The following is a 26,659-nucleotide window of genomic DNA, read 5'->3' on the forward strand; positions in this document are numbered from 1 at the left end:
TAGCTATTAGCCTTTAGCATGTAAGCAAACCCATCACCTCATGCCTAAACGACTAAATTCCTAAGCCCTAATGGGCTCTAAATCTCTGACAACTGAATTTCTATATGACTACTACTCTAACCCGATCGCTGGCTGAATCTGTCCAAGTCACGCGTACAGCAGCGCGAACCCTTGCTAAGTTGCCAACCCAAGCCAAAGATGCTGCTCTCGAAGCGATCGCCATTGCTTTGGAACAAAACGGCGATCGGATTTTACAAGCCAATCAAAAAGATGTTGAGGCGGCTAAATCTGCGCAGTTGCCCATTGCCATTCTCAATCGTCTCAAGTTAGATCGCAACAAGTTGGCGAGTATGGTTGCGGGAGTTAGGGATATGGTGCGATTGGCTGAGCCCGTGGGGATTACCCAAATTCATCGAGAGCTGGATACGGGTTTAACCCTAGAGCGCATTACCTGTCCTTTAGGTGTTGTGGGTGTAATTTTTGAAGCTCGACCTGATGCAGTGTCACAAATCGCCGCCTTGGCAATTAAATCTGGGAATGGTGTCATTCTCAAAGGTGGCAGCGAGGCGGTTAACTCCTGTGAAGCGATCGTGGCGGTAATTCATCAAGCCCTCAAGGAAGCCGAGATAGGGAAAGAACTGTCTGTTTCTCCAGATGCGATCCAACTTTTAACGACCCGTGCTGAGACCTTAGCAATTTTGCAAATGGACTCGCTGATCGATCTAATTATTCCCAGAGGATCTAATCAATTTGTCCGATACATCCAAGAAAATACCCGCATTCCTGTGTTAGGTCACGCGGAGGGCATTTGTCATTTGTATGTCGATGCCAGTGCAGAGATTGCCCAAGCGATCGCGATCGCGGTTGATGCCAAAGCTCAATATCCTGCGGCTTGTAATGCGATTGAAACACTCTTGGTCCACGCTGCGATCGCAGCCAATTTTTTACCCTTTGCGGTTCAAGCTTTGCAAAATCATGGTGTGGAAGTGCGCGTATGCGATCGGACGTTGCAAATCATGCAACAGTGCGGTGGGGAGACGAAAGAGCTTCTGCAAGCTACGGATAGTGATTGGGCTACTGAATACAGCGACTTGATCCTGGCGATTCGGATTGTGGATTCGTTGGAAGAGGCGATCGCGCATATCAACACCTACGGATCGAGACATACCGAAGCGATCGTCACACAGGATCCAAATGCCGCTGCTACCTTCTTAAGTGATGTCGATGCTGCTGGTGTTTTTCATAACTGTTCTACGCGCTTTGCCGATGGGTTTCGCTATGGCTTTGGTGCAGAGGTGGGCATTAGCACCCAAAAAATGCCCCCACGCGGTCCTGTGGGACTAGAAGGACTGATTACCTACAAATATCGACTGATTGGTGATGGTCATATTGTGGCAAGCTACAGCGGCAAGGATGCCAAAACCTTTACCCATAAGGATTTAACGTAGTCTATTTTCGTCCAAATCTCATGCATTTCCATTTGTAGAATGGGAAAGCACAATCTCTTAATCTTTTATCTTTACTACTTTAACCTGCGTTCGGGTTAAGGATTTCGGAACAAATCAAGCCGACTTGCTGGAACCGAGAGGTTTGATCCCCCTGCCCTATCGGGCATCCTCCTTGAAAAAAGGGGGACAAGTAAGTTCTCCCCCCTTTTTTTCAAAGGGGGCTGGGGGGGATTCTTGGGATGTATAGCGTTTCAGGTTTTCTTATCCTGAACTGAGGTTACTTTAGCTCTTTTAGATACAATCTCATCCAGAATTTCATCCTAAATTCATTAACAATCAGAAGCCATTAGAACCAATATCTCAAACGAATTTTTTCGTGAATAAATACGGATCGCTCAATGCTATTATCATGTCTCAGAAATCACAAACAGGTAAATTCTACGGAAAAGATGATGCCTGACCCCTCTTAGAAAGAGGGCGTTTTTGGATACTCGTTTTTGGATAATAACGACTTAACCATTTGCATAAATAGATTGTATATATGCCAATCTAAAGGTTTATAGAGGTATACCCTTGGGCAAATGACTCCTGAAATCTGTAAATATTCATCTTCCTAATCAACGATAGAATATAGAGAAATAGAATGTAGAGAGTAGGCAATCAATACCTCGATCATCACATGCAAATTTTCAGTTCCTTAATATTTAGACATTCGTAGTCGATAAGCCATTGTCAGAGGAAAGGTTAGATAATTTAAGGCCGTTTTATCAGGAACTGATCAAGCAAGAGCAGCTCAAAAAGATCCTACGCATTGCTCAGGAAACAGAAAATGCCACGATTGGTGTGTTTTCATCATCTTTAGATGGGGATTTTTGGGAAGTCAGTCAGTCTTTTTGCGAACTCCTTGGCTATACTGCTGCCGAATTAAAGACGCAAAACTTCGCTGCGATCGCTTACCCCGACGATCTTGCCACCTATGTGCTCACCAAAGATCGGCTACTCATTGGTGATATTGACATCTGTCATATGACCATGCGTTGCCTGCGTAAAGGAGGTCAAAGTGTCAATATCCTGTTTAGCATTTATCCTTTGCAGTCTAAGCGTGGCGAGTGGTACTTTCTCTATAAATTTGAAGATATTACCGATTGCGATCGCACGCAGAAGGTTCTCAAAGAATCAGAAGAGCGCAGTCGTCTTTTATTTGAAAGCAATCCAAATCCCATGTGGATTTACAATACAGAGTCACTCAGATTTTTGAGTGTAAATACATCGGCAATTCAGCACTATGGCTATAGTCGCGAAGAATTTTTGGCGATGACCATTCAAGATATTTGCCCTCAGCAAGATATACCTGCATTGTTAAAGCGCCTCAAGACAGTGCCTGAAGATACCCTGTTCTCAAAAGAGTCAAGACATTGCAAACGGGATGGAACCATCATTTTTGTGGAGGTAACTTCCCATTCCCTTCCCTATAACGAACAACCTGCAAGAATTGTTCTAGCTCATGATATTACCGAACAAAGACTTACCGAAGCAGCGCTCCAACAAGCAGAGGCAAAGTATCGCAGTATCTTTGAAAATTCTGTCGGAGGTATCTTTCAGTCAACAGAGGATGGGCATTACATCACGGCAAACCCTATGCTTGCCAGTATCTATGGATATGATTCACCCGAAGACTTAATGAATGAATTGACGGATATCTCAACTCAATTGTATGTCGATCCGCAACGACGAATCGAATTTGTTGAGACGCTCCGAGCCCAAGATGTGATTTGGCGATTTGAATCTCAAGTTCGGCGTAAAGATGGTACGAAAATTTGGATCTCTGAAAATGCCCGTGCGATTCGTGATGCTCAAGGACGGCTATTATACTATGAAGGCACTGTCGAGGATATTACAGAGCGAAAGCTAGCCGAAGCCAAGATTGCCCATTTAGCTTTTCATGACTCCCTAACCGATCTTCCCAATCGATCGCTATTTAGAGATCGATTAAACCAAGCGATCGCTTTAGCAGAAAGGCAATGGCAAGAGAGAAACGCACAGAACAGTCACGTCACCCCCGATGAATCTGCTCCGAGCCTATCGGTTCTATTTCTCGATCTAGATCGATTTAAATTTGTCAACGATACCCTAGGGCATGCGGCAGGCGATACGCTTTTACAAGCGGTCTCTCAACGCATACTCAAATCTATCCGCAAAAGTGATACCCTCGCCCGAATGGGAGGTGATGAGTTTCTGATTTTATTGCCAGAAATTAGAGGAGCAGAAGATGCGATTAGCGTCGCACAAAAGATTTTAAGAAGTTTAGAAGCAACTTTTATCCTTAACCAACAGGAAGTTCATATTGGTGCGAGTATCGGCATTAGTTTCTATCCCAATGATGGAGTAGATCCAGAGACTTTAATGAAAAATGCTGACACCGCTATGTTCCGCGCTAAAGAACAGGGAAGAAACCATTATCAGCTTTACACCCATGTGATCGGCATGAGCGTATTTGAACATGCTTTTATGGAAAATAGTCTTAGAAAAGCACTCCATCATGCTGAGTTTCGCCTGTTCTATCAGCCACAGGTAGAACTCAATTCAGGGCAGATTATAGGAATGGAAGCACTCGTTAGGTGGCAACATCCCGAACTTGGGCTGCTTGAGCCTGGAAAATTTATTCCTCAAGCTGAAGAGTATGGGTTAATTGTGCCCTTAGGGGAGTGGGTATTGCGTCAAGCCTGTTCGCAAAATAAAGCTTGGCAGGATATGGGACTGCTACCGATAGGTATGTCCGTTAACTTTTCCGTGCGCCAGTTTCAATCTCCTGATTTCGTAGAAACGATAGCACAGGTTTTAGAAGAGACTGGTCTAGATCCAAAATATTTGGAATTAGAAATTACCGAAAGCGTGGTTATGAAGGATGAAGCCACCGCGATCGCATTGCTTCAGAAACTTTATAAAATGGGCATACAGATTTCGATTGATGACTTTGGCATGGGCTATTCTTCCTTCAGTCACCTGAAGCAGTTCCCAGTGAGAAAGATAAAAATCGATATTTCGTTTATTCGAGATATAAACATAAGCAGTGATGATGCTGCCATCACCACTGCAATCATTGCCATGGCTCATAGTCTCAAGCTAAAAGCGATCGCCGAGGGCGTAGAAACCATGGAACAATTAAACTTCTTACAATCACTCAAATGTGATGCGATTCAAGGCTATCTATTTAGCAAGCCACTTCCCGCAGACGAAGTCACAAAGATGCTTGTAGAAAAAAGAGCGTTACGTTAACTAGCCGTTCTAACATGATTAGATTGCTTAAACTTACGCCTCACAAAACGGAGAAAGGTCAACCATTTTTGGGCTGGCGCATCAAAAAAAGTAAAGATATCTCCATAGGCGGCAAAGGCATTGAGATGATGTTGCCAATGCCGTTCGGGTGTGGTGATAAATAGTAAATTACATAGGGTAAGAAAAGGCTCAGGGGTTTTCCATTTCAAAATAGAAACATGTCGCCAAACCACATGAAATTCACCCAACAAAAGCCCAATCACCGTTCCAACTGGAGATAGCTGCCACAACCAAGGGGTAAAGATAAAGTAGGGCAGTGCACCAAGAACTCCGTCAAGGATAACGAGTGGATTTCTAGTTAAGACCGCATAATGAAGGAAACTGCGGTTTTTGCCGTGATGCACAATTGTGTGAAACTTGCCAAATACATGCTCAGGTACATGATACAGAAAGGTAGACAAGAAGTCCCCAAGTAGAAGTAAAAGCCAAATTGCTGTAATTGCTTTAATAATTTCCAAAACAAATCCTCACTACTAACCGAATGGTAGAAGGTGAAGTTAAAGCCTTGTTTATACGAAGTTTAAGATATGGATGTGTACAAATTAAGCTCTGGTAGTTTTCCGAAAGAGAATCGAGCCAAAGCAATTTAGCATAAAGCAGAAATGATAATTCGTCGCGATCGCTTGGCTAGATATCCCAAATAAAGATAAGTTGGGGATTTAAATTACCCTTTCATTGCCTCCATCGATTGGAACCTGAGCGGCAGTCGTGCAGGCAAACAACGACCCGCACATTTCTGCTGCTAGCTCTGCAACATCGCGGCTGGTGACTTCGACCTTCAGTAAGTTATTGGTCTTGTATTCCTCCACAGTCAACCCGTAATGCTTGGCGCGGGACTGCAATACCTCCTCCGTCCAGATACCCGTATCAAACACGGCATTGGGATGGAGCGAGTTAATCCGAATGCGATCGCCACTCCATTCTAAAACCGCAACCCGCATCAGTTGGGTCAATGCTGCTTTGGAAGCCGAATAGGCAGCGGCTCCTGGACCTGGAGCGGGAACGTTTTTGGAGCCGATCGCAACAATGCGTCCACCTTTTGGAGCCAATTTGAGAAAAGGATAGCTTTCGCGCATTAAGATTAAATTGGCATCAAGATTTACGCGCATCACTCGCTGCCAAGTTGCCGTGTCAAGGCTATCGATGCGGCATCCAGATGGGAAAATGCCAGCATTGAGAATCAACATATCGAGTCCACCAAAGGTCTGAACGGCTCGTTCCAAGGCATCAGCGATCGCAACTTCATCGGTAACATCGCAAGTAATGCCACAAAAATCAGAGCGATCGTACAAAGTCTCAATGGCAGGATTGATATCCAGACCGACCACTGCGGCACCACGCCGTAACAGCGAATCCACACAGGCTTTGCCAATCCCCGATGCTGCTCCCGTGACTAGGGCGATTTCTCCTGTAAATGCTGGAGAGGAACTTCCTTTTTTGAGCTTCGCTTGCTCCAGTTCCCAATATTCCACAGCAAAGATATCGCTGGCAGGGAGCGCTTGATACCCCCCTAAACTGGTGGAACGCTGAATGATTTCCATCGTATGCTGGTAAATATCCGCGACGATCGCAGCATCTTTTGCCGATCGCCCGATCGCGCATAACCCCAGTTCGCGATCGAGGATGACTCGTGGTGCGGAATCGAGGATAGTAACTGGCTGTGTTGCAGTTTGGGCATGTTCGTTAAAATACGCTTGATAGGCTTCTGCATAGGCTCTGACATTCCTACCAACCAGTGGCAAACGCTTTGTGCGAATTACATGGTCGGGTGTGGCACACCCCTGCTGGGAAATCTGTCCGACATCTTCGCGTTGGGCAAAGGCTAGGCTGTTCTCATCGACCTGTCGGCTCAAAATCATAGGAAATCCCGCTACCCTTGATACATTCGCACGCAGTTGGGCGAGGGCATAGCGTAACGGCTGAGGTTCTAGTGAGTTAGATAAAGGCTTAGATGAAGTTTGGGATGGGGCTATCGGTGAAATTTCCCAAGCTTTATGCTTTTGCAAATAGACTTCAGCGCGATCGACGAGGGCAATCATGCGCTCGTAGGATTCAGCAGCAGTTGCACCAAAAGAGAAGATGCCGTGATTCATGAGCACCATGCCAATCGTGCGATCGCACTTTTCAGCAGCGAACTTCTCAGCACAGACTCGGGCTAGGTCAAACCCCGGCATCACGTAGGGAATCACCACGACATCATCGCCATAAATCTCGCGAATGCGTTCCCATCCATTCGATGTATTGGTAACAGAGATTACGGCGTCGGCATGGGTGTGATCGACAAACTTATAGGGCAAACTAGCATGTAGAATGGTCTCGACCGATGGTGCAGGCGCACTGGCACGGGTCATCTGGGTTTTTAACTCGTTCACCATTTGCGAGTCTGAGAGAACAGGAAGTTTCGCTAGCTTCAATAGGTGAGCCATGCGGACGGGGGCAAAGCCAGCTTCGGCAATTGTCTCTAAATCCCAACCACTGCCTTTGACATAGAGAATCTCTTCTTCTTCACCGACGAGATTTTGTTCGCGAATTTTGACTGAAGTATTGCCACCTCCATGCAGCACCAACGAAGGATCGCGTCCCAACAAACGTGATGTATAGACCCGCAGGGCTAAATCCCCTTGATACTGCTTCGCTTCGCGATCGTCCCACAAACTTTTCACGGCTACCTCAAAGATGCTCTGCTCCCGAATTTTACATCATATAATGTTTTGGATTTTCGTGAAAATCATAAGAACTAGATGTTTTGCGGCTTTAACTCTCCCACCTGTCTAGTATTTTAAAAGCCACCAGACTTCTCAACTCATGAAGGCCTTTTTCCGAAGCGATCACCTAGCTAAAATCCACTTTATTGTTTTAAAACCAATTAGTTATACTTAAGTAAAGCTACAAAAACGTTGCAATTACTTTGAAGATCGCTTCTTGCATGACTGCACCAAAGTTTTTTGCAACCTGTTCAACATTGGAGATTTTAGCAATGAAGACGCGCGATCGCCTGCCAGAACCAAAAGGAATCGCGCGATCGCATTCGGGAAGTCGTAAAAATTCCATCGTTGCTCGTCCCAATATAGACGCTGAATTCATTTCAGCCCCTACGTTCCAAGGAAAATCTGGGATTGAACTGTGAGAATTTCGGAAAAAGCTGAAGTAACAAAATTCATCGTAGGAATGAGGAGAACATGACACAAACAAATACAGCCGAGCGCGAGCACCTCAGCCCCCATGGGTTGTTTTCTCATTGGCGGGGGGACTTAGCAGGAGGACTCACCGCAGCAGTGGTGGCATTGCCTTTGGCATTGGCGTTTGCGGTGGCAAGTGGTGTAGAGCCCCAAGCAGGACTTTATACCGCGATCGTCGCAGGGATTGTTGCAGCAGTATTTGGTGGCTCTCCCGTGCAAATCACGGGGCCGACAGGAGCGATGGCGGTTGTGCTGGTGGGCATCGTTGCCAAGTATGGCATTGAGAAAGTATGGATTGCAGGTGTAATGGCAGGGATTATCCAAGTGGCTCTGGGCATCGCCAAACTAGGCCGAATGGTGAAATTTATTCCCTACCCCGTTACCGCAGGATTTACGAACGGGATTGCTGTAATTATCTTTTGCGGTCAGTTAAACAATTTTTTTGGCTTACAGTTGCCACGTCAAGAGCATTTTCTCCCTGCTTTTTGGGAAACGATAATACATTTAGAAGGCATCAACTGGGCGGCAGCGGGATTGGCGGTGCTGACGATCGCCACCAAGCTACTCTGGAATCGCATCAATCAATCTATTCCCGGCTCTTTAGTCGGTTTGGTCGTAGCCACACTGGTTGCTTCTTTTTGTCATTTAGATGTGCCGACAATTGGCATGATTCCGCAATCATTACCGATGCCGCATTTCATTCCCCATTGGGATAATTTTGGGCTAATTCGAGAATTGATTAATCCCGCGATCGCTCTGGCAGCATTAGGTAGTATCGAATCGTTGCTGTCAGCAGTGGTTGCCGATAGTTTGACCGTCAGCGATCGCCACAACAGCGATCGAGAACTGATCGGACAGGGATTAGCCAATATCGTCGTCCCATTCTTTGGGGGCATTCCTGCTACGGGTGCGATCGCGCGGACAGCGGTGAACGTGCGTTCGGGTGGCAAGACCCGTCTTTCGGGCGTGATTCACGGCTTAGCCTTGGGAGCGATCGTTTTAGCACTGGCTCCGCTGGCATCACAGGTTCCTCTAGCGGCACTCGCTGGCATATTAATGGTGACGAGCGTACGCATGATGGAATGGAAAGCGATCGGCTTTTTAGTGCATACAAACTACGCCGACTTTTCCGTCATGATGTTGACTTGGCTCGTTACGGTTTGCTTTGATTTGGTACTAGCAGTTGAGGTGGGTCTGATTGCAGCAGGAATTTTGTTTATCAAGCGCATGAGCGAACTGAGTCTCGTAAAAATGCCAGAAGAGAGCGTGTTTCCCCCTGGTGTACCGCTGGAGTTTAGCAAGCAGATTGCCGTGTATCGGCTAGATGGCCCCATGTTCTTTGGTGCTGCGGCGCAATTCGTCTCGTTTCTACGAGATGCCCCAGATGTGAAATATTTAATTTTGAGAATGCGCTATGTTCCGATTATGGACACTACTGGACTCGTCGCACTAGAAGAAATCTATCGCGACCTCAAACGACATGGCTGTCAGTTGATATTTAGCGCCCTACGCCCAGAGGTAGAGCGGCTGCTAGAGCGTAGCGGGCTACTTGCAGAGATCGGTCGAGACAACTGCTTTGAGTCCACCGAAAAAGCGCTGCACGCGATTGTGCCAAGTATTCCTACCCCTCTTATACCAATTCCCTAAATATTTGTGACAGATTGGGTTTAGTGCCTGAAATCTCTTAAACCTTACAGCAAAAAATGGTTTGCAGTGAAACCACACCTAAAAATATGGACAAAATCCATGCCTCAACTGAGCGCTCACCGAACGCTCTGCGCGGATTAAATCTAGCATTAACCTAACTCGCTGATGCAAGTTTCTTTTGCGTAGCTGTTAATCGCTACATGCTCTAGTCCCCCGTAAGTTGAGTGATTGAGATTAAAACATCTCAACGCTAGATGAGAAATTTGGTTCGACATGAATTGCCGATACCCGTTTGGGACGAACCAAGAGGATCTCATTTAGATCGGCTTTGACAGGCAAGGGTAATAGATCGTCCTCATTGGCTTTGGCTTTAAACTGAGATGCATACCAAGTCTTAACCTCCTCAATGGTGTTAAACCGTATATGCACTTCATGCCCACCTTCCAATTTGAGATGTACGATATATTCGTCTGGTTTTCTGGGTTCTCTTGGCATATTCGTATACTAAGTAATTTCTCGTCATATTATGCCTAAATATGCGTAACAGACAATGGTTAGCGATCGCAATTGGTAACACTCGACTAAAGGTAGGGGTATTTCAAGCCTCTGACTTGATCGCAAACTACGCCTGTAAGCATGATGAAATTTCGCTTTTAGCCGAACAGCTCGCAGAATTATTCCCAGATACTCACACCGCAAGCCAATTTGTCCCGATCGCGATCGCCTCAGTCGTACCCGATTTCATTACGCCTTGGCATGGCTTGCCACAAACCCAGATCGTGACCACCCAACAAATTCCAATTCAGGGCATTTATGCCACGATGGGCGTAGATCGTGCTTTGGCTTTGTGGGGGGCAACGGCTACCTATGGTTTACCGATGTTGGTGGTTGATGCAGGCACAGCGCTGACGTTTACAGGTGTGGATGCCGCTAACCAGTTTGTCGGTGGCGCAATTTTGCCTGGGTTGCGGACACAGGTGCAAAGTCTACAGACAGCAACGGCTGCATTACCTGTTGTAGACCTCCCTACACAGCTACCACCCCGCTGGGCGATCGATACCATTTCTGCGATCCAAAGTGGTGTTGCGTACAGTGCGATCGCCTCGGTAACAGCTTTTGTGCAAGACTGGCGATCGCGATTTCCTCACAGTCACATCGTGGTCACAGGTGGCGATGGGGAAAGGTTCTGTGATTGGGGGATTTTTGGGGGTATTCTGGATTGGCATTTCGATCCCAATCTGATTTTTTGGGGAATGCGAGAATATTGGAAATCTTCTATGCAAGCTAGAGCGTTTAAGTGAGAGAACCCAGCCCATGACACCTAAGCTATCTTCTTTCCATTCTAAAGTCACGATCAAGCGCAAGGTTCCTATCCCCATGCGAGATGGCGTTAACCTCACTGCGGATATTTACCGTCCCAAAGGTGTTGATGTGCCCCTACCTGTGCTCTTAATGCGGTTGCCCTATGGGAGAGCGATCGCTTCCACGGTTACCTACGCCCATCCGAGTTGGTATGCCAATCGAGGCTATATCGTCGTCATCCAAGATGTTAGAGGTTGCGGCACTTCGGGCGGCGAGTTCTATCCCTTTCGCCATGAGTATGAAGATGGGTTTGACACAGTACAGTGGTGCGCTCAAATCTTATCAGGGACAAATGGGAAAGTCGGCATGTATGGGTTCTCTTATCAAGGGGTAACTCAGTTTCAAGCAGCGGTGATGCAACCAGCGGGACTGACAACAATTTGTCCAGCCATGGCAACAGCAGATTTTTATCATGGTTGGTTTTATTTTGGTGGCGCTCTGTGCTTAGACTTCGTCCTGACTTGGGCGTTACAGCTCACTCAAAATCGGGCGCAGTTCCTCAAACAAGAGCCACAGGCAACACAGTTGTTTGAGGCGCAAAAACAAATGGAGCGATGGCTAAATTTCGCGCCCCTCGATCGCTTAGAGCTATTCCAATCAGAAGCTCAAGAATCGGTAAAACACTTTTGGTTTGATTGGATTGGCAATCAGCAGCCGAACGATCCTTACTGGCAGAAATTAAATCCTGTCAGCTATTTCGATCGCTATGATATCCCCGCTTTACATATAGCAGGTTGGTCAGATTTGTTTATCGAAGCCACACTGAACACCTACCATATGGCAAAACTAGCAACACGACAGCCTCAACATTTAGTTGTTGCCCCATGGCAACATATGCCATGGCTACCCAAGGTCGGAGAGGTTGACTTTGGTGAAGCTGCGATTTCCCACATTGACGAACTGCAAATCGACTGGTTTGACTACTGGCTCAAAGGAATTGATAACGGTATCGTCACCCAACGTCAAGGCTCGCGATTGCGCAGCGACAGGAAACCAACTGCACAACTATTTTTGATGGGAGAAAATCGTTGGCTCATTCTTCAAGATTTTAATGATAAGAATTCTAATCTGGATAAATACAGAAAGAACAAAGATCTATTCCTACATGACAAGCATCAACTGAAAGCCGAAAAAGCAACGATTGAATCTTTACCCGATATTTACGTTTACGACCCCCGCCTTCCCAATCCCAGCACAGCCTATGTACCCTGCGATCAGCGTTCCACCCATCAACGTTGGGATGTTTTAGTCTACAAGGGCGATGTGCTAGCAGAAAATTTAAGCATAGCTGGCACAGCAGAATTCACCCTCTATGCTGTGACTTCTGCACCCGATACTGATTGGGTAATTAAATTATTAGATATTCATCCAGATGGAAAGCAGATGCTCGTATCCATGGGCGTACTGCGTGCCAAATTTCATAAATCTTGGGAAGCCGCAGAATGGATCGACACCGATCTCGTGACAGAATATAAAATTCGCTTGCGTCCTACCTGTTATAGCTTTCTCTCAGGACATCGCATTGGTGTGGCGATCGCCTCAGCCGCATTCCCCCTGATCGAACGACATTCCAACACAAAGCAATCCCCTACCTCTGCTAATGTGAGCGATTTCATCGAGGCAACGCAGCAGATCTATCATAGTGGTGAATTCCCTTCTTGCTTGCATTTGCCGCTGCTTACAGGGGAATTCAGAGCTTAAATCCAGTGTCTAAGTTCAGAGCCTAAGTTCAGAGCCTAAGTTCAGAGCCTAAGCTCAAAGCCTAAGTTCAAAGCCTAAGTTCAAAGCCTAAGTCCAATTACGCAACTGTGTGACCTGCGGCAGCGATCGCCGCCTTAATTTCGTCCTCACTAATTTGAGCTTGAACCGATACGATCTTGGTCGTAGCATCGCCTGTCACCGTAGCAGTGGGATCGACAGACTGGATTGCCTTAGTGACCGTATCTAAACAACCCGAACAGGCGATCGATGGAACCTTTAACTCAATTGACATAAAGCGATTCTCCGAAATGTTGAAGTTCAGAAGTTCTAATTTGAAGGTTCTCTTAGAATACAGGACATCGGTAAAACTGATTACCCCATGACCGTTAATCCTATTAGCCAAAAACCAATTCTAACCGAGAAGATAGACGGTAAATCAAATGGCTATGGATATACTGGTAAGAGTGTAAAACATTTAACAAAACTGGATTTAACAAAACCTTGAAATCTGCGATCGCCAAGCTCTCACCCGAGCAAACCTTAGACTATTTGTTAACCCAAGCCAAAACCTGCACCGAGTCCGCTGAGGCCTATTATCTCAGCACCGAAGATACACCGATTGAGTTTGAAAACAATCGACTCAAAAGCCTACAAACAAAAGCACAGCAGGGGGTAGCTTTACGGGTAATTGCCCATGGCAAAATAGGGTTTGCCAGCTCTACGGATTTATCTCGCCTTGACGATCTTGTTGCTGCCGCAGTTCAAACCGCCGAGATCGGTGAGCCTGCCGATTTTGAATTTGCCTCAGAAGCCATCCCCTCAAATACTGTCTCTGAAGTTGAATTAAGCCCGCAACCGACAACCGATCGTCTGGTTACCATAGGCGATCGCCTCATTAGCCAAGTCAGAGCATACAATCCTGAAATTTTGGTTAATGTCGATTTCCATCTCCGATCGCGTCTCACCGCGATCGCCACCAACTCAGGTGTAATGGCAACAAGGCGCAATCACACCACTAGTTCTAGCTTGGGTGGTAATTTGGTCAAGGGCGAAGATTTTCTTCAAGCCTATAGCTATGAAGTCGTGCGTCAGGGCGAACCCAATTACGATCGCCTTGTAGAACAAGTCATTCAAAAATATCGATGGTCGGAGACCCTAGCCCAAGTTCATAGTGGCACTTTGCCCGTGTTATTTACACCTAGAGCTGTAGCTAGCACAATTGGAGGGCTATTTGACACCGTCCTTTCTGGACAAGCGATCGCGCAAAAAGCCTCACCCCTCGCAGATAAATTGGGACAAACCCTGTTTGATCGACGTTTGACCATCTTTGAAGACCCTAGCCTCGGTGTCTCCGCCTGTCGTTTTGACGATGAAGGAACGCCAACTTCAGCCAAAACTTTTATCAACCAAGGTGCGGTAGAATGCTTTTACTGGGATAGACGTTGGGCAGCAAAGGCTGAAAGGCGATCGACAGGCAATGGTTTTCGAGGAGGGTTATCCCGTCCCTTCCCTAACACGATCAATCTCTGCATTGCGCCAAGTAAGACGAGCTATGCCGATCTGATTGCACAGATGGAGGAGGGGTTAATTGTCGATCAAGTCCTGGGAGCAGGTCAGTCCAATCAGCTAGCGGGTGAATTTTCGGTCAACCTTGACCTCGGCTATAAAGTGGAACGAGGTAAGATTGTCGGACGTGTAAAAAACACCATGGTTGCTGGCAATATCTTTGCAGCCTTTAAAGACTTAATAGATTTGAGCAGCGAAACTGAATGGGTTGGTGGTGGTGCATTAGTTCCTGCAATTCTGTTTGCGCAGTTGGGAGTAGCAGCCCGTAGTTAATTTTGTCGTTCAACTTTAGGGTTTAACAGGTAGTTCAAGCTTGGGATAAACCTACAGTCGCTAACCTCTATGCAGGAAATTTTAGATCAAATTGATTTAATCCAAGAACACTTAGATGCTGTGGTTGTCGTGGATCGTGCAGGAGTTGTTTGTTATGTCAACCATGCCGCCGAAGTTCTGTTTAATCGCAAAGCTAAAGAATTGATTGGAGAAGAATTTGGTTTGCCGATTATGGCTGGAGAAAGAACAGACATAGATATTCTTCATGCCAATGGTCAAATGATATCCGCAGAAATGCGTTTTTTTGAAACGGAAAAGAATGGAGAAGTTACCTATACAATTGTTTCTTTACGAGATATTACCGAGCGCAAACGCACTGAAGAATGGCTGCGTTACCAAAATGAGCGGGAACGACTACTTGGGACGATCGCGCTTAAGATTCAACGGGAACTTAATCTCGACCAGATTTTAGCAGTTGCTGTTGAAGAGTCCCGTCAACTTTTGCAAGCCGATCGGGTGCTCATTTATCGATTTCATCCAGATTGGAGTGGCACATTTGTGGTTGAGTCTGCGATCAATCGCGCGATCGCCGTTTTAGGTGAAACCATCTACGATCCTTGTTTTAACTCAGAGCGAATTGCTAAGTATTACCATGGCGCCCACAGCATTGTTAATGATGTCGAGACAGAGCCAATTAGCGAGTGTTACAAACAATTACTGATTGGTTTTCAGATTCGAGCCAACCTTGTGGTGTCGATCGGATTTGGCGATCGACTCTGGGGTTTGCTGGTTGCCCATCAGTGCTACGAACCTCGGAAATGGCAACAATTTGAGATTGAATCCCTCCAGAAAATTGCTAGCCATGTGTCGATCGCGATTCAACAAGCCGAGTCATTTACCCGCATTCAAGAACTAAATCGCAATCTCGAAAAACAAGTCGCAGAGCGCACAACACAACTAGAAGCAAGTTTGGATGAGCTTAAGCGATCTTTACAAAAAGAGAAGGAATTACATGAATTAAAGTCACAATTTGTGGCAATGGCATCCCATGAATTTCGTACGCCGCTTGCAACCATTCAAGTAGCAAGCGATCTACTACGGCATTACAGCGATAGAATGTCTGAAGAGAAAAAACTCAGCCACTTTGATAAAATTCAACAGGAGATCAGAAATATGACTGCCCTGTTAGAAGAATTGCTAACCATTGGCAAGGTTGAGTCAGGTCGCTTGCCCATAAATCCTCAAGAGATTCAATTAGAGCGTTTTTGCAAAAATGCGATCGAGGAAATTCGCTTTATGGCAACGGAGCAGCATAGCTTAAAATTTAAGAAGCTATGTAAACAAGAAACCTGTGTTACCGATACCAATCTTGTGCATAAAATTTTAATCAACCTACTTTCTAATGCAATCAAATATTCTCCAATGGGGGGGGAGATTATGCTAACCATCATGCAACCGTCCGAACAATCCGATCGCTTGGCATTTCAAGTTTCCGATCCAGGTGTAGGGATTGCGATCGCAGACCAAGCACATATTTTTGAGCCCTTTTTCCGCGCTCGTAATGTTGGCAAGATTCCTGGTACTGGACTAGGCTTAGCGATCGCCATGGCATCGGCAGAGCTACTGGGTGGAACAATCAGCGTGCAAAGTGAGGTTGACGCTGGTACCACGTTTACTTTCTTACTTCCCGTTCAGTTATGACTACAATTTTGGTAATTGAGGATGTCGATGCGCTCCGTGAGGAAATCATGGAGACATTGACCTATGAGGGGTTTAATGTTTTGGGCGCAGAGAATGGTTTGGTGGGTGTGCGCATGGCTCAGACCCATTTACCCAATCTGATTATCTCGGATGTAGCCATGCCAGAACTAGATGGATATGGAGCCTTGAGCATTTTACGCCAAAACCCAGAAACGGGAATGATTCCGTTTATTTTCTTGACCGCAAAAGCTGAAAAAGCGGATATGCGCCAAGCCATGCAATTAGGTGCTGACGATTACTTGACCAAGCCCTTTACCTCAGAGGAACTGTTAGGGTCGATCGCGGCGCGGCTCCGTAAGTATGATTCGATTAAGGAACACTACCAAGAAGAAAACGAGCAGGCCACCGTCAAACTAGCCCACCTGTCTCACTATGACGATCTTACACAACTGCCCAATCGGATTTTGTTCCATAGTCTGCTGAGAGAATCTATCCTCCATTCTCAACTCAACCATAAACAGATTGCCTTACTTTTTCTAGATATTGATAACTTCAATATCATTAATAACACCTTGGGTTATGACATTGGCGATCAATTGTTTAAAGCCATTGCCGAGAGATTGCGCAGACATGTTTCTCCCTCTGACGTCGTTGCCCGACTTAGGGGGGATGAATTTGCGGTGATCTTTGTTGACCCCATCAATGCCGAGCAAGTCAAACTAAAAGTTCAAAAAATTCTAGATCTGCTGTCTAAATCATTTAGCCTCTGTGGTCAAAATATTTTTATTACGACCAGTATTGGTATCACACTCTACCCTAACGACCACCATGAAGCCGATGAGTTGATCAAAAATGCCGATCTGGCCATGTATCATGCCAAAGCTCAAGGCAGAAATAGCTATCAGTTTTATAGTTCGCAACTTAACACGCAGTCTTCGGAGCACATGGCGCTGGCAAATAGCTTGCACCAAGCGTTCGAGCAGAATGAATTTCGACTCCATTACCAACCTTTGCTCGATCTAAAAACCAAACAAATTGTTGGCGCTGAAGCATTAATTCGATGGCAACATCCTAAGTTGGGTTTAGTCATGCCTGGTAAATTTATCCCGATCGCTGAAGAAACAGGGTTGATTTTGCGTTTAGGCGAGTTTGTGATTACATCGGTCTGTCAGCAGCTTCAGGCTTGGCAGCAAAAGGGACTACCCCATGGACGCATTGCCATCAACCTTTCGGGGCAACATTTTCGTTTACAAGACAGCCTGCGTCACACGATCGCCAAAATTTTACGAGATTATAATATTTCACCGATTCACCTTGAAGTTGAACTAACCGAAAGCGAAATCATGCAAAACAGCGATCGCACGATTCAAGTTTTGTCTGAGTTGCGAAATATTGGTATCCACATTGCGATCGATGATTTTGGCACGGGCTACTCCTCGTTAAGCTACCTCAAGCATTTTCCCGTTGACACGCTAAAAATCGATCGCTGTTTTGTCCAAGATGTCACCACCGATCGCCATGATGCCGCCATTACGATCGCGATGATCGATCTGGCTCATAATCTATCGCTCAATGTAATCGCTGAGGGCGTTGAGACAGAAGAACAACTAGCGTTTTTAACCCAAAATGGCTGCGATCGTATGCAAGGCTATTTGTTTAGTCGTCCTGTTCCCCCCGAGGAATTTGAAAAAATGGTGATGGGGGGTAAACACTTATAGTGGGTTTGTCGTGATTTGAAAGGTATGCTATTCAAGAAGCCTATGATTCATTATTTGTTCATACTTAAACATTCATTAAATATCCGCTCACAATCTACATGAGTAATTCAAAACGTGCCCTCTTAACAGGAATTACCGGACAAGACGGCTCCTATATCTCGGAACTTCTACTGTCTAAGGGATATCAAGTTCACGGCATTGTGCGTCGCACCTCTACAATTAATACCGATCGCATCGATCACCTCTACCAAGATCCTCACCTGCCTGAGACCAACCTATTTTTGCACTATGGCGATCTCACCGATGGCACAACCCTCAGACGTATTTTAGAAGCGGTTCAACCCCACGAAATCTATAATTTGGGGGCACAATCCCATGTGCGGGTGAGTTTTGATTCGCCACAGTACACGGTAGACACCGTAGGAATGGGAACGTTACGGTTGTTAGAGACAATCCGTGAATATCAGCAACGGACTGGGGATGAGGTGCGGTTTTATCAGGCGGGTTCCTCAGAAATGTATGGCTTGGTGCAGGCAGTTCCTCAAAACGAGCAAACGCCCTTCTATCCGCGTAGTCCCTATGCCTGTGCTAAGGTTTATGCCCATTGGCAAACCATCAATTATCGCGAGTCCTACGACTTGTTTGCCTGTAATGGCATTCTGTTCAATCATGAAAGTCCTAGACGTGGCGAGACTTTTGTAACCCGTAAGATTACAAGGGCGATCGCTTGTATCGTTGCAGGGAAGCAAAAAAAGCTATATATGGGAAACCTCGATGCTAAACGAGACTGGGGCTATGCCAAAGACTATGTAGAGGCGATGTGGTTGATGTTACAGCAGCCCAAGCCCGATGATTATGTCATTGCAACGGGTGAAACCCATTCCGTGCGCGAGTTTTTAGAGATGGCCTTTGCCTATGTCAATCTCAATTGGGAGGACTATGTGGAAATTGACCCACGTTACTTCCGTCCTGCTGAGGTAGATTTATTGTTGGGCGATTCCACCAAGGCGCAAGAGAAACTAGGATGGAAGCCCAAAGTCACCTTTAAAGATCTCGTCTATTTGATGGTGGATGCTGATATGCAGGCATTGGGACTGGAAACACCCAATGGCAAACCTTCTGATGATATTGCCACATTGCGTCAAAATTCTGGCACTGCAAATTGGTAGAGAGGCATTCCTTCCTAGTTCGCTCTTTGGTAAGGGAAGGAAACCAGATTTCTGCTATCCGTCCTTTCTCAAGGGAGAATAGGTGAGGTAAATCCATAACTTGGAAGCATCAAACGAACTATAACGAACTATTAAAGATCATATGAGTAATCTAGTAAGTAACCTAAGCACGCAAAAAATCTTAGTCACGGGTGGTGCTGGCTTTTTAGGGCAGCAAGTCGTCGCGCAGCTATTGGCAGCAGGTGCAAATAGAGACCTAATTTCAATTCCGCGATCGCGCGATTACGATCTGCGCTCTTTGTCTGCTTGCGAGCAAGTCGTACAAGAGCAGCAAATCGTGATTCATCTTGCCGCGCATGTTGGGGGAATTGGCTTAAATCGCGAAAAACCCGCTGAATTGTTTTACGACAATCTGATCATGGGAACCCAACTCATCCATGCTGCCTATCAGGCAGGCGTACAGAAGTTTGTCTGTGTGGGAACGATCTGTGCTTATCCCAAATTTACGCCTGTTCCCTTTAAAGAAGACGATCTTTGGAATGGCTACCCCGAAGAAACCAATGCGCCCTATGGGGTCGCAAAAAAAGCACTGCTCGTACAATTGCAATCCTACCGCCAGCAATATGGTTTCAATGGGATCTATCTATTGCCAGTGAATTTGTATGGACCTGCGGATAACTTCGATCCCAAGAGTTCCCATGTGATTCCTGCGTTGATTCGTAAGGTCTATGAGGCGCAACAACGAGGCGATCGCCAGCTTTATGTGTGGGGAGATGGAACACCGACCCGCGAATTCATTTATTCGGAAGATGCGGCGCGTGGTATTGTCATGGGAACCCAGAGCTACAATGAAGCTGAGCCTGTCAATCTGGGAACGGGCTATGAAATTTCGATCAAAGCACTAATCGAACTGATTTGCGAACTGATGGAATTTGATGGGGAAATTGTTTGGCAAGTCGATCAGCCTAACGGTCAACCCCGTCGCTGTCTTGATATTGAGCGTGCTAAGCAGGCTTTCGGATTTACAGCTCAGGTCAATTTCCGTCAAGGTTTAAAAAATACAATTGACTGGTATCGCCAACATGCTTCTTAGAAAGCATTTGAGCAGTCTAGTATCTCCTATGAATTGCCACTCTTACCCCCCTTAATCTCCCTTGCACGCTTCCACGTAGCAGTTTCCTGTAGGGTACTCCCCCTTTGCAAGGGGGAGCTAGAGAGGGTAAAAACTTCTCAAACTTCTGGCGACATGGGGATGGTCTTCTCCCAGTTGGCGTTCGTAGATTTCGAGCGATCTCAGAAAGAGCGGTTCGGCTTCGCTGAGTTTTTTGGCAAAGTATTACGAAGAAGCTAAGACAGAGACGACAACACGAAAACCTACACTGAAGCTCCTATAGTCTGCATCGTACCCGTGGCGATGAGCCGAGCGGCATATGTCAAACTTGCGATCCCAAGAACCACCGCGTAGAAGGCGATGAGAAGAATTTGTGCGATCACTATCTATCCAAGCGATGCCATCGTCTGGTGCGCCGTCATAGTTGCTGTGCCAGTCGTCTTCACACCACTCCCAGACATTACCGTGCAGATCACAAAGCCCCCAAGCGTTGGGAGGCTGTTGTCCTGTTGGGAGCGTACTGTTGCCATTTTCTCTGAGTCTTTTCGAGTATAGTTTACTATCATTACGAACTTCCTGCTGAATCGCAAGGGCATCCAAAGGGAACTTGCCGCTATTGTTGCCAAACCATGCATACTCGCTTAGCTAGCTTGCATCATCGCCAAACCAATATTCAGTATACTTCTCCTTCCCTGCACGACAGGCGTATTCCCATTCAGCCTCGCTGGGTAAGCGATAGAGTTGCCCTGTTAGGTTTGATAGGCGCTTGCAAAACTCCTGCACATCAAGCCAAGACACTTGCTCTACAGGACGATTTTCTCCACTATGGAAAGAAGGGTTTGAGATTAAATCTCGATTGACCTTCGGCGACTTTGCCACGGCATACCACTGCGCCTGAGTTACGGGATACTTGCCCATGCAAAACGTAGGTACGGTGACTTTATGATATGGCTTTTCATTGCTGTTTCCTTTACCCTCGGGCGAACCCATCCAAAACGTGCCACCAGGAATATCAACAAGTTCGATGGCGTGTTTGGGGTCAAGCCAAGGTCTATATTTGAAACGATTTCGCTGCAAAAATTCTCGCTGCTCGGTTGTGAGGTGGACGTTAATCACATCTTCCACTTTTTCAACTTCCTCAAAAAATCCTTCAGACATTGAGAACATTTCTATGTCTTTGGTCTCATTCCATTGATTAAAAGCATCTTGTATTAGATCAGCTTTCCGCCGCAGGTCGCGATCACAAGTTCGCCATTCCGCAAATCTTTGCCAACCATCCATTAGGGCTTCATGGGCAAGATCGATAATCTCATCTCCTTTCTCATCACTTGCTACGAGTAACCTACCTTTCTCACCCACTAAAATTTTCAACATGTTCTCAATTTCTTTTTTTGCATTCGTATCCTGACCAGCTAAACCCAAAAGTTCCTGCCGACGTTCACGTTGCCTAGTATCTTTGGTATCCTTCCCTGTTCTCACCAACTTCAAAAAAATTCGCCGCATCCATTCTTGTCCATTTTTTGATTGTTTAGCGTAGAGCCTATCGGCGTGACAATTCAAGGCTCCCTTGAGTCGATTCATTTGGCGATATCCATCAAGAGTTAAGAGGCGATTTTGGCGATCGCGGGTTTCCCAAAGCTCTTCCAACGCAAATTCCAAAAGTGGCAAACAGTTGGGCTCGTCTTCAATATCTCGCAAAATCAAATCTAGCAAACCATCGCTGAGTTGATAACCCTGAGTTTCGGCAGGTTTGGCAATCACATCACGTAACTCATTTTCGCTCATTTCAGAAATTACGACCATCTGCTCGTTCACGATTTTGTTCAGATTTGCTCTGCTGCAGTGTGCCAAAAAATCAATACGCATCGTCACAACGATCATAAAATCTGGATTGTCTTGTTGAGCGATATCCACTAGCATCTGAATAAATTTGCTGCGCTCATCCTCACGCGAACAGACCGTAAACACCTCTTCAAACTGATCGATGACTAGCAAATTTTGTTGTGTGGGCAGGGTGGGAATCGCTGCTAATAATCCATCGCGATCAATCCGTTCCTCCAATTCGACGACATCTGCCCCGGTTCCTTCGGTCAAAGCATCCTTCAATCTCTGAATTGGATTAGACCAAGGCTTCATCAACAAAATCTGATAGCCGCGTTGTGCCATCTCAGGAATCAATTTCGCCTTGACCAGTGAAGATTTGCCACTTCCCGAAACTCCAACCACAAAAACAAATGAACTTTTTTTAATCTTGTCTAGTAGTTGTTTAAAGGCTTTGTCGCGCCCAAAAAACCATTGTGCGGTTGACTCATCAAAGGCATTTAGACCTACATAAGGACATGATTCGGGAATTCGGGGCGTAGCGATCAAGCTATTCAGAACAGATTCCCGTGTTGTAGTAATATCGCGTTCTTCTCTCTGCTGGGCTATATGAGATGAAGTTTTTTTTATCTCACGATAATCACGTGGTCCAAGGGTGATTTCTAACCATTTAGCTATTTTCTCTAAACTGCTTAAATCGTTTCCGCGATCGAGATCATTTTTGAAAATTCGTTCAAATGTTTCCCTAGTAGTAGTTAATCCTTGAAGTTTCGCTGCCCTTTCAAGCGCAGCGAAGTTAATATTTTTAGCACTCTTTGGGTTTCCTTTAAAGTAATTTGCACTTTTCTTTTCCAGTGCCTCTACAAACTTTTGCAAACCATACGTAGTTAATCTATAAGTTGTTTTTTCCATGGCTACAGAGTAAAACCCCTTTGAAATTTTAGCTTATTTCCGATCTTTGGATCCGAAGATCGGAAATTTTATGCATCTGTTTAAGGCTTTTCAAAAATTGGGTTTCAAGCAAGGTAAAAAAAGTTTTTCCCAACTGTTCCGATCTTCAAATTGTTGATTTGATGGCATTTTCGTATTGTCCTGACAGACAACTCAAAGCCAAAAAAGCGAAACGAGCCAAACACTCAACTCTAGCACATGGTTTTAGTTATTAACCTTGAACAACAAATAGATGGGAAATAGCTAGCTCAAACACTTGGGTTGTCAGGGTTCTGCCTAACTCTCACAAATAGTTAAATTAGTTAAGAGGTAAATTCAAATGATTTCTAGTTTTCTTGAAGGAAAAGCTACTGATATCAATAAAGCTATCGGGGCTGCCTTACTTGTAGCCATGCCCCTCCTTTCTAGCGGAGGTTTGGCTCAAGGAGCTTCTGCAAATCCTAAAATGCCATTTCAAGGAAGTGCTTCCACTTCACAGGGAACACATAACGATGGTTATGGACTTAAGGCTGTTGACTTTAGATTGCCTGCTGGGACTCCTGTGCTTGCACCTGAAAATGCTGTAGTTATCTCAACCTGTAACGCTGGCAACAACCACCGAGCGATTAAGCTCCGAGCAGGTACACGTTACTTTTCCCTGATCCACGTCAATACAGCAAATATTTACGTTGGGAAAACCTATTTGCAAGGTCAGATGATCGGAACTGTCGCAGGCGATCGCCCATGGAATAACTGTGCGAAATCTACGGGTGCTCATTTGCACTTTGGGGTTAGCCCGAGTTCTCCTGTAGTTGATGGTGTTAACATCGCCAACCTCCGTGTTGGTACAGTGCTTCGCTCTACTAACTATCGCCGTTAGTGAATTACCAAAGCGCTTCCAATACTCAGACTTGCCTGACTATTGGAAGCGCTTTTTTGTTTTCCGTCGCTAGCTCTGCTTAAAAATCATGAGATGGAGAAATTTGCAATAAAAAAATTTGGCAAAGAACTTGAGAAGTCGCCAATTGACCTCTCCCTCCCAACCTCGCTTCTTAGGCGAGGGAGGAACAAGAAGTTGTTTCTTATTCTTAGCCCCTCTCCTGAAAGGCTGTCGTGTACACAAGTATCGAAATCTATTCATGCTTCAGACGATCCGCCCCTTAGCACCCAATGGGAAGGGATTTCAAAGCCCCCCAGAATGGGGAACTTAGGGAGCTTGAAATGCAGACAGGCAGGACTTGTGTGCACACCGTAGCCTGCAAGGAGAGGAGTTGGGGAGAGGTTCAAGAGCGACACCCGTACAATTCACATTCAATTTGTAATTCTAGGCTCACGGGGAAATTTATATGAGAAGAAAATCTTTAGAAATTATTTTAACAACTATTCAAGGTGCTTCACTAGGTATTCTGCTAAGTTGTATGAGCCTTAATGGAAGAGCGATCGCCCAAGAAGTTTCCATTCCTACAGATGCTAGTTCGTTTTCGCCTACAGGCAACAGTCAAGAACTGGGCAAAACAAATCCAGTAAACACAAATAACTTTGATCAGCAACAGCAAGGAGGAATTCAGCAGCAATTTAACAATAGTGGCTACTCGCCACTCCAGCAACAAACCTGTCGCACCAATAGCTGCTTTAATATAGGGTTCAGGCATACACCACAAGGCACAGAACTGTTAGGAACACTTCAATTTGGATTTGGCGGTAGCTCAGATGAGACGAATGCGAACGCGAACCAATATAGAGCTGAAACTGAGAGGCTACAAGCTAAACAAGCCTATCGACTAAACCTAATCAAAGAAGTGCGAACTTTAGACGAAAAACGATTTCTAGAGCTTGTGCTTAAAGAACTAAAAAACTAAACTTGGCTTCCATCAAAAAGCGATCACAAAATATGCCCAGTGCAGGATTTGCGATCGCTTTTTGTGTCTACAGAAAAAGCTACGGTTCATTCCCTGCAAACTCGCGACAGACACATGGGTTAAATAAAATTGTCCTTTCATGAAAATTATCGCTCAACTCAATTACCGATCGCCTCCTAAAAGTTCTTCTACGGTCAAGTGAATATCATTGGCGATCTTTCTCAACAGTGTTGGCGAAATATCACGCCCCTTATGACATGGAACTGTAGTGCCACGACCATCCTGATGGCGAAATTGCTTGTGCGAACCTCTTTGACGCACTTCCACAAATCCCAGATTCTCTAATAGCCGCACTACTTCCAGTGGCTTCAAAACGGGAATGTTACCCATAAGTTTGATTTAGGCGATCGCAATCTGTTGTGTACCGACAAATTCTGACTTGAGGGGAATTACCTCATCCTCCAAAAGCATCTCAATCACTTCTTGCAGATTTTCGCGCAACTCATCGAGAGTTTCCCCCTGAGAATGCGCCCCAACAAATCCAGGAACATAGCCCACATATAGATTGGTATCAGAATCTTTTTCAATCACTGCTGTGAATAATTTCATAAAGTTTTCCTGAATTTACATATTGAACGCTTTAATCTCAACACTCAACACACCCTCATTGCCTGTCTCTAATGCCTTTGCTGTCTCAGGAGAATGTTCGCGGATTTTTGCAGCTTGTCCAGTCTTATCGATCAATGCCTTGCTCAATTTATCGTTTGCCTTATCAAATACTTTTGTGAGAAATGCTGTCGCGATCGCAGTACCAAGAGTCGTTATAGGCTCCATTCAATTTCCCTCAATCATAATCATGTTTTCATTATATGGCGATCGCCTATGTAAACCTAAGTTGGAGCATGTTCGATGAGGCAATAGGGGCGGCTATAGCTGAGCGGCATCTCTAAGGCATGGCTGGCGAGAAACTTAGCATTACTCAGCACAGTTTCAGTATGACCATCATAGGCGACCTGCCCTTGACTCAGCACAACGGTACGTTCGCATATCTCTAATGCTAAATCTAGATCGTGGGTTGCAATCAGTTGGGTCACAGGCAAGCTCTGTAATAGCTCGATCAACTGGCGGCGCGATCGCGGATCGAGCTGTGCAGAAGGTTCATCAAACACCAACACTTGCGGCTGCATGGCGATTACCCCTGCGATCGCTACCCGCTTTTTTTCGCCCCCCGATAGATTTTGAGACTGGCGATGTCTATAGGTTTCTAGATCTAAACCAACGGCTGTCATAGCTTGGTGCACGCGGCGCTCGAGCTCGCGATCGCGATGTCCCTGATTCATTGGGCCAAAGGCGACATCTTCCCAAACAGTGGGCATAAACAACTGATCGTCAGGATTTTGAAATACCAAACCCACAAAGTTCCTCACCCAGCGCAGATTTTTGGAATTGACTGATTTCTCACCAATACTTACAGTTCCCTGCTGTGGTAGTAATACTCCATTAAGGTGCAGCAGTAGTGTTGATTTCCCAGAACCATTTGCACCCACGAGTGCCACGCTTTCCCCCGACCGAATCGATAAGTCCACGCCTCGGAGGGCGTGGGTTCGATCTGCATAGGTATAACTAAGATTCTCGATATCAATGGGATTATGGTGCATAGGGAAATAGAACTTGGTTAACAGCAATGCATACCTTGCTAATGATTTTACGATCGGTCAAGTGTAACTACAGTGACACTTGACCCTCTTCGATCGCCTATAATTGGGATCGAAGTTAACAATACTTAAAAAACTTACTTAAAAAAACATTAAGTAACAGCCTCTGCTTACCTTCGGGAT

23 protein-coding genes and 2 pseudogenes are annotated in these 26,659 nt (G+C 45.6%); 13 read left to right on the plus strand and 12 right to left on the minus strand.

All coding sequences use genetic code 11. The features are described from left to right. The first annotated feature begins 104 nt into the window (after positions 1-104). Both V2H45_RS06385 and V2H45_RS06390 read left to right on the plus strand, forming a co-directional pair. Complete coding sequence (locus tag V2H45_RS06385) at positions 105-1,448, plus strand: glutamate-5-semialdehyde dehydrogenase (RefSeq protein ID WP_330482788.1); 1,344 nt, start codon at positions 105-107, stop codon at positions 1,446-1,448. Positions 1,449-2,177: 729 nt separating this feature from the next. Then, positions 2,178-4,724, plus strand: a complete 2,547-nt coding sequence (locus V2H45_RS06390; protein WP_330482789.1) for a sensor domain-containing protein — start codon at positions 2,178-2,180, stop codon at positions 4,722-4,724. On the opposite strand, the gene V2H45_RS06395 is transcribed toward V2H45_RS06390, so the two are convergent. The 3 genes from V2H45_RS06395 to V2H45_RS06405 all read right to left on the minus strand — a co-directional run bounded on the left by V2H45_RS06395 (position 4,721) and on the right by V2H45_RS06405 (position 7,868). Continuing rightward, complete coding sequence (locus V2H45_RS06395) at positions 4,721-5,242, minus strand: sterol desaturase (RefSeq protein ID WP_330482790.1); 522 nt, start codon at positions 5,240-5,242, stop codon at positions 4,721-4,723. The genes V2H45_RS06390 and V2H45_RS06395 overlap by 4 nt on opposite strands. 201 nt (positions 5,243-5,443) lie before the next feature. Next, complete coding sequence (locus V2H45_RS06400; protein WP_330482791.1) at positions 5,444-7,447, minus strand: bifunctional aldolase/short-chain dehydrogenase; 2,004 nt, start codon at positions 7,445-7,447, stop codon at positions 5,444-5,446. A gap of 223 nt (positions 7,448-7,670) precedes the next feature. Further along, the gene (locus tag V2H45_RS06405; protein WP_330482792.1) at positions 7,671-7,868 is read right to left on the minus strand and encodes a hypothetical protein; all 198 of its coding nucleotides are present in this window, start codon (positions 7,866-7,868) and stop codon (positions 7,671-7,673) included. 95 nt (positions 7,869-7,963) lie between these two features. Between V2H45_RS06405 and V2H45_RS06410 the strand changes: the two genes are divergently transcribed. After that, positions 7,964-9,610 (plus strand): SulP family inorganic anion transporter, encoded by a 1,647-nt coding sequence (locus V2H45_RS06410; protein WP_330482793.1) that lies wholly within the window; start codon positions 7,964-7,966, stop codon positions 9,608-9,610. A gap of 234 nt (positions 9,611-9,844) precedes the next feature. Here V2H45_RS06410 and V2H45_RS06415 read toward each other — a convergent pair whose 3' ends face one another. Then, entirely contained in the window at positions 9,845-10,105 is a 261-nt protein-coding gene (locus tag V2H45_RS06415; protein ID WP_330482794.1) for a hypothetical protein, read from the minus strand. A gap of 41 nt (positions 10,106-10,146) precedes the next feature. On the opposite strand from V2H45_RS06415, the gene V2H45_RS06420 reads away from it, so the two are divergent. Together V2H45_RS06420 and V2H45_RS06425 are read left to right on the plus strand one after the other, a co-directional pair. Continuing rightward, positions 10,147-10,911: a pantothenate kinase gene (locus V2H45_RS06420; protein WP_330482795.1), complete on the plus strand. Its 765-nt coding sequence runs from the start codon at positions 10,147-10,149 to the stop codon at positions 10,909-10,911. Positions 10,912-10,924: 13 nt separating this feature from the next. Continuing rightward, entirely contained in the window at positions 10,925-12,673 is a 1,749-nt protein-coding gene (locus tag V2H45_RS06425) for a CocE/NonD family hydrolase (protein WP_330482796.1), read from the plus strand. A 97-nt stretch (positions 12,674-12,770) separates the two neighbouring features. Here V2H45_RS06425 and V2H45_RS06430 read toward each other — a convergent pair whose 3' ends face one another. Beyond that, the gene (locus V2H45_RS06430) at positions 12,771-12,965 is read right to left on the minus strand and encodes a heavy-metal-associated domain-containing protein (protein WP_330482797.1); all 195 of its coding nucleotides are present in this window, start codon (positions 12,963-12,965) and stop codon (positions 12,771-12,773) included. Positions 12,966-13,052: 87 nt separating this feature from the next. Here V2H45_RS06430 and V2H45_RS06435 point away from each other — a divergent pair, with 87 nt between their 5' ends. The 6 genes from V2H45_RS06435 (at position 13,053) to V2H45_RS06460 (ending at position 20,193) form a co-directional block, all read left to right on the plus strand. After that, positions 13,053-13,178, plus strand: a complete 126-nt coding sequence (locus V2H45_RS06435; RefSeq protein ID WP_330482798.1) for a hypothetical protein — start codon at positions 13,053-13,055, stop codon at positions 13,176-13,178. Next, complete coding sequence (locus V2H45_RS06440; protein WP_330482799.1) at positions 13,175-14,512, plus strand: TldD/PmbA family protein; 1,338 nt, start codon at positions 13,175-13,177, stop codon at positions 14,510-14,512. The genes V2H45_RS06435 and V2H45_RS06440 overlap by 4 nt, the downstream gene beginning before the upstream one ends. 69 nt (positions 14,513-14,581) lie before the next feature. Beyond that, the gene (locus V2H45_RS06445; protein ID WP_330482800.1) at positions 14,582-16,213 is read left to right on the plus strand and encodes a sensor histidine kinase; all 1,632 of its coding nucleotides are present in this window, start codon (positions 14,582-14,584) and stop codon (positions 16,211-16,213) included. Then, positions 16,210-17,931, plus strand: coding sequence for an EAL domain-containing response regulator (locus V2H45_RS06450; RefSeq protein WP_330482801.1), 1,722 nt, complete (start codon positions 16,210-16,212; stop codon positions 17,929-17,931). The genes V2H45_RS06445 and V2H45_RS06450 overlap by 4 nt, the downstream gene beginning before the upstream one ends. Positions 17,932-18,029: 98 nt before the next feature. Further along, positions 18,030-19,100, plus strand: coding sequence for a GDP-mannose 4,6-dehydratase (gene gmd / locus V2H45_RS06455; protein WP_330482802.1), 1,071 nt, complete (start codon positions 18,030-18,032; stop codon positions 19,098-19,100). 142 nt (positions 19,101-19,242) lie between these two features. Continuing rightward, positions 19,243-20,193 (plus strand): GDP-L-fucose synthase family protein, encoded by a 951-nt coding sequence (locus tag V2H45_RS06460; RefSeq protein WP_330482803.1) that lies wholly within the window; start codon positions 19,243-19,245, stop codon positions 20,191-20,193. 117 nt (positions 20,194-20,310) lie between these two features. On the opposite strand, the pseudogene V2H45_RS06465 reads toward V2H45_RS06460, so the two are convergent. Together V2H45_RS06465 and V2H45_RS06470 are read right to left on the minus strand one after the other, a co-directional pair. Next, positions 20,311-20,415: pseudogene (locus V2H45_RS06465) on the minus strand (tetratricopeptide repeat protein); the annotation flags it as partial. A gap of 21 nt (positions 20,416-20,436) precedes the next feature. After that, positions 20,437-22,944, minus strand: a pseudogene (locus V2H45_RS06470) (nSTAND1 domain-containing NTPase). A gap of 358 nt (positions 22,945-23,302) precedes the next feature. On the opposite strand from V2H45_RS06470, the gene V2H45_RS06475 reads away from it, so the two are divergent. Both V2H45_RS06475 and V2H45_RS06480 read left to right on the plus strand, forming a co-directional pair. Then, complete coding sequence (locus tag V2H45_RS06475) at positions 23,303-23,842, plus strand: M23 family metallopeptidase (protein ID WP_330482804.1); 540 nt, start codon at positions 23,303-23,305, stop codon at positions 23,840-23,842. A 466-nt stretch (positions 23,843-24,308) separates the two neighbouring features. Then, on the plus strand, positions 24,309-24,821 hold the full coding sequence (locus tag V2H45_RS06480) for a hypothetical protein (RefSeq protein ID WP_330482805.1): 513 nt from the start codon (positions 24,309-24,311) through the stop codon (positions 24,819-24,821). 12 nt (positions 24,822-24,833) lie between these two features. Here the strand turns inward: V2H45_RS06480 and V2H45_RS06485 are convergent, their stop codons facing one another. The 5 genes from V2H45_RS06485 to V2H45_RS06505 are packed head-to-tail and all read right to left on the minus strand — an operon-like array spanning position 24,834 to position 26,479. Further along, on the minus strand, positions 24,834-24,962 hold the full coding sequence (locus tag V2H45_RS06485; RefSeq protein ID WP_330482806.1) for a hypothetical protein: 129 nt from the start codon (positions 24,960-24,962) through the stop codon (positions 24,834-24,836). Between the two features lie 21 nt (positions 24,963-24,983). After that, entirely contained in the window at positions 24,984-25,211 is a 228-nt protein-coding gene (locus tag V2H45_RS06490; RefSeq protein WP_330482807.1) for a type II toxin-antitoxin system HicA family toxin, read from the minus strand. Positions 25,212-25,220: 9 nt separating this feature from the next. Then, positions 25,221-25,430: a type II toxin-antitoxin system HicB family antitoxin gene (locus V2H45_RS06495; RefSeq protein WP_330482808.1), complete on the minus strand. Its 210-nt coding sequence runs from the start codon at positions 25,428-25,430 to the stop codon at positions 25,221-25,223. Between the two features lie 15 nt (positions 25,431-25,445). Beyond that, complete coding sequence (locus tag V2H45_RS06500) at positions 25,446-25,655, minus strand: hypothetical protein (protein WP_330482809.1); 210 nt, start codon at positions 25,653-25,655, stop codon at positions 25,446-25,448. A gap of 56 nt (positions 25,656-25,711) precedes the next feature. Next, positions 25,712-26,479, minus strand: coding sequence for an energy-coupling factor ABC transporter ATP-binding protein (locus V2H45_RS06505; protein WP_330482810.1), 768 nt, complete (start codon positions 26,477-26,479; stop codon positions 25,712-25,714). Positions 26,480-26,659 lie beyond the last annotated feature (180 nt).

It is taken from the genome of Tumidithrix elongata BACA0141, assembly GCF_036349135.1.
In the GTDB taxonomy this organism is placed as follows: Bacteria; Cyanobacteriota; Cyanobacteriia; order Pseudanabaenales; family Pseudanabaenaceae; genus Tumidithrix; species Tumidithrix elongata.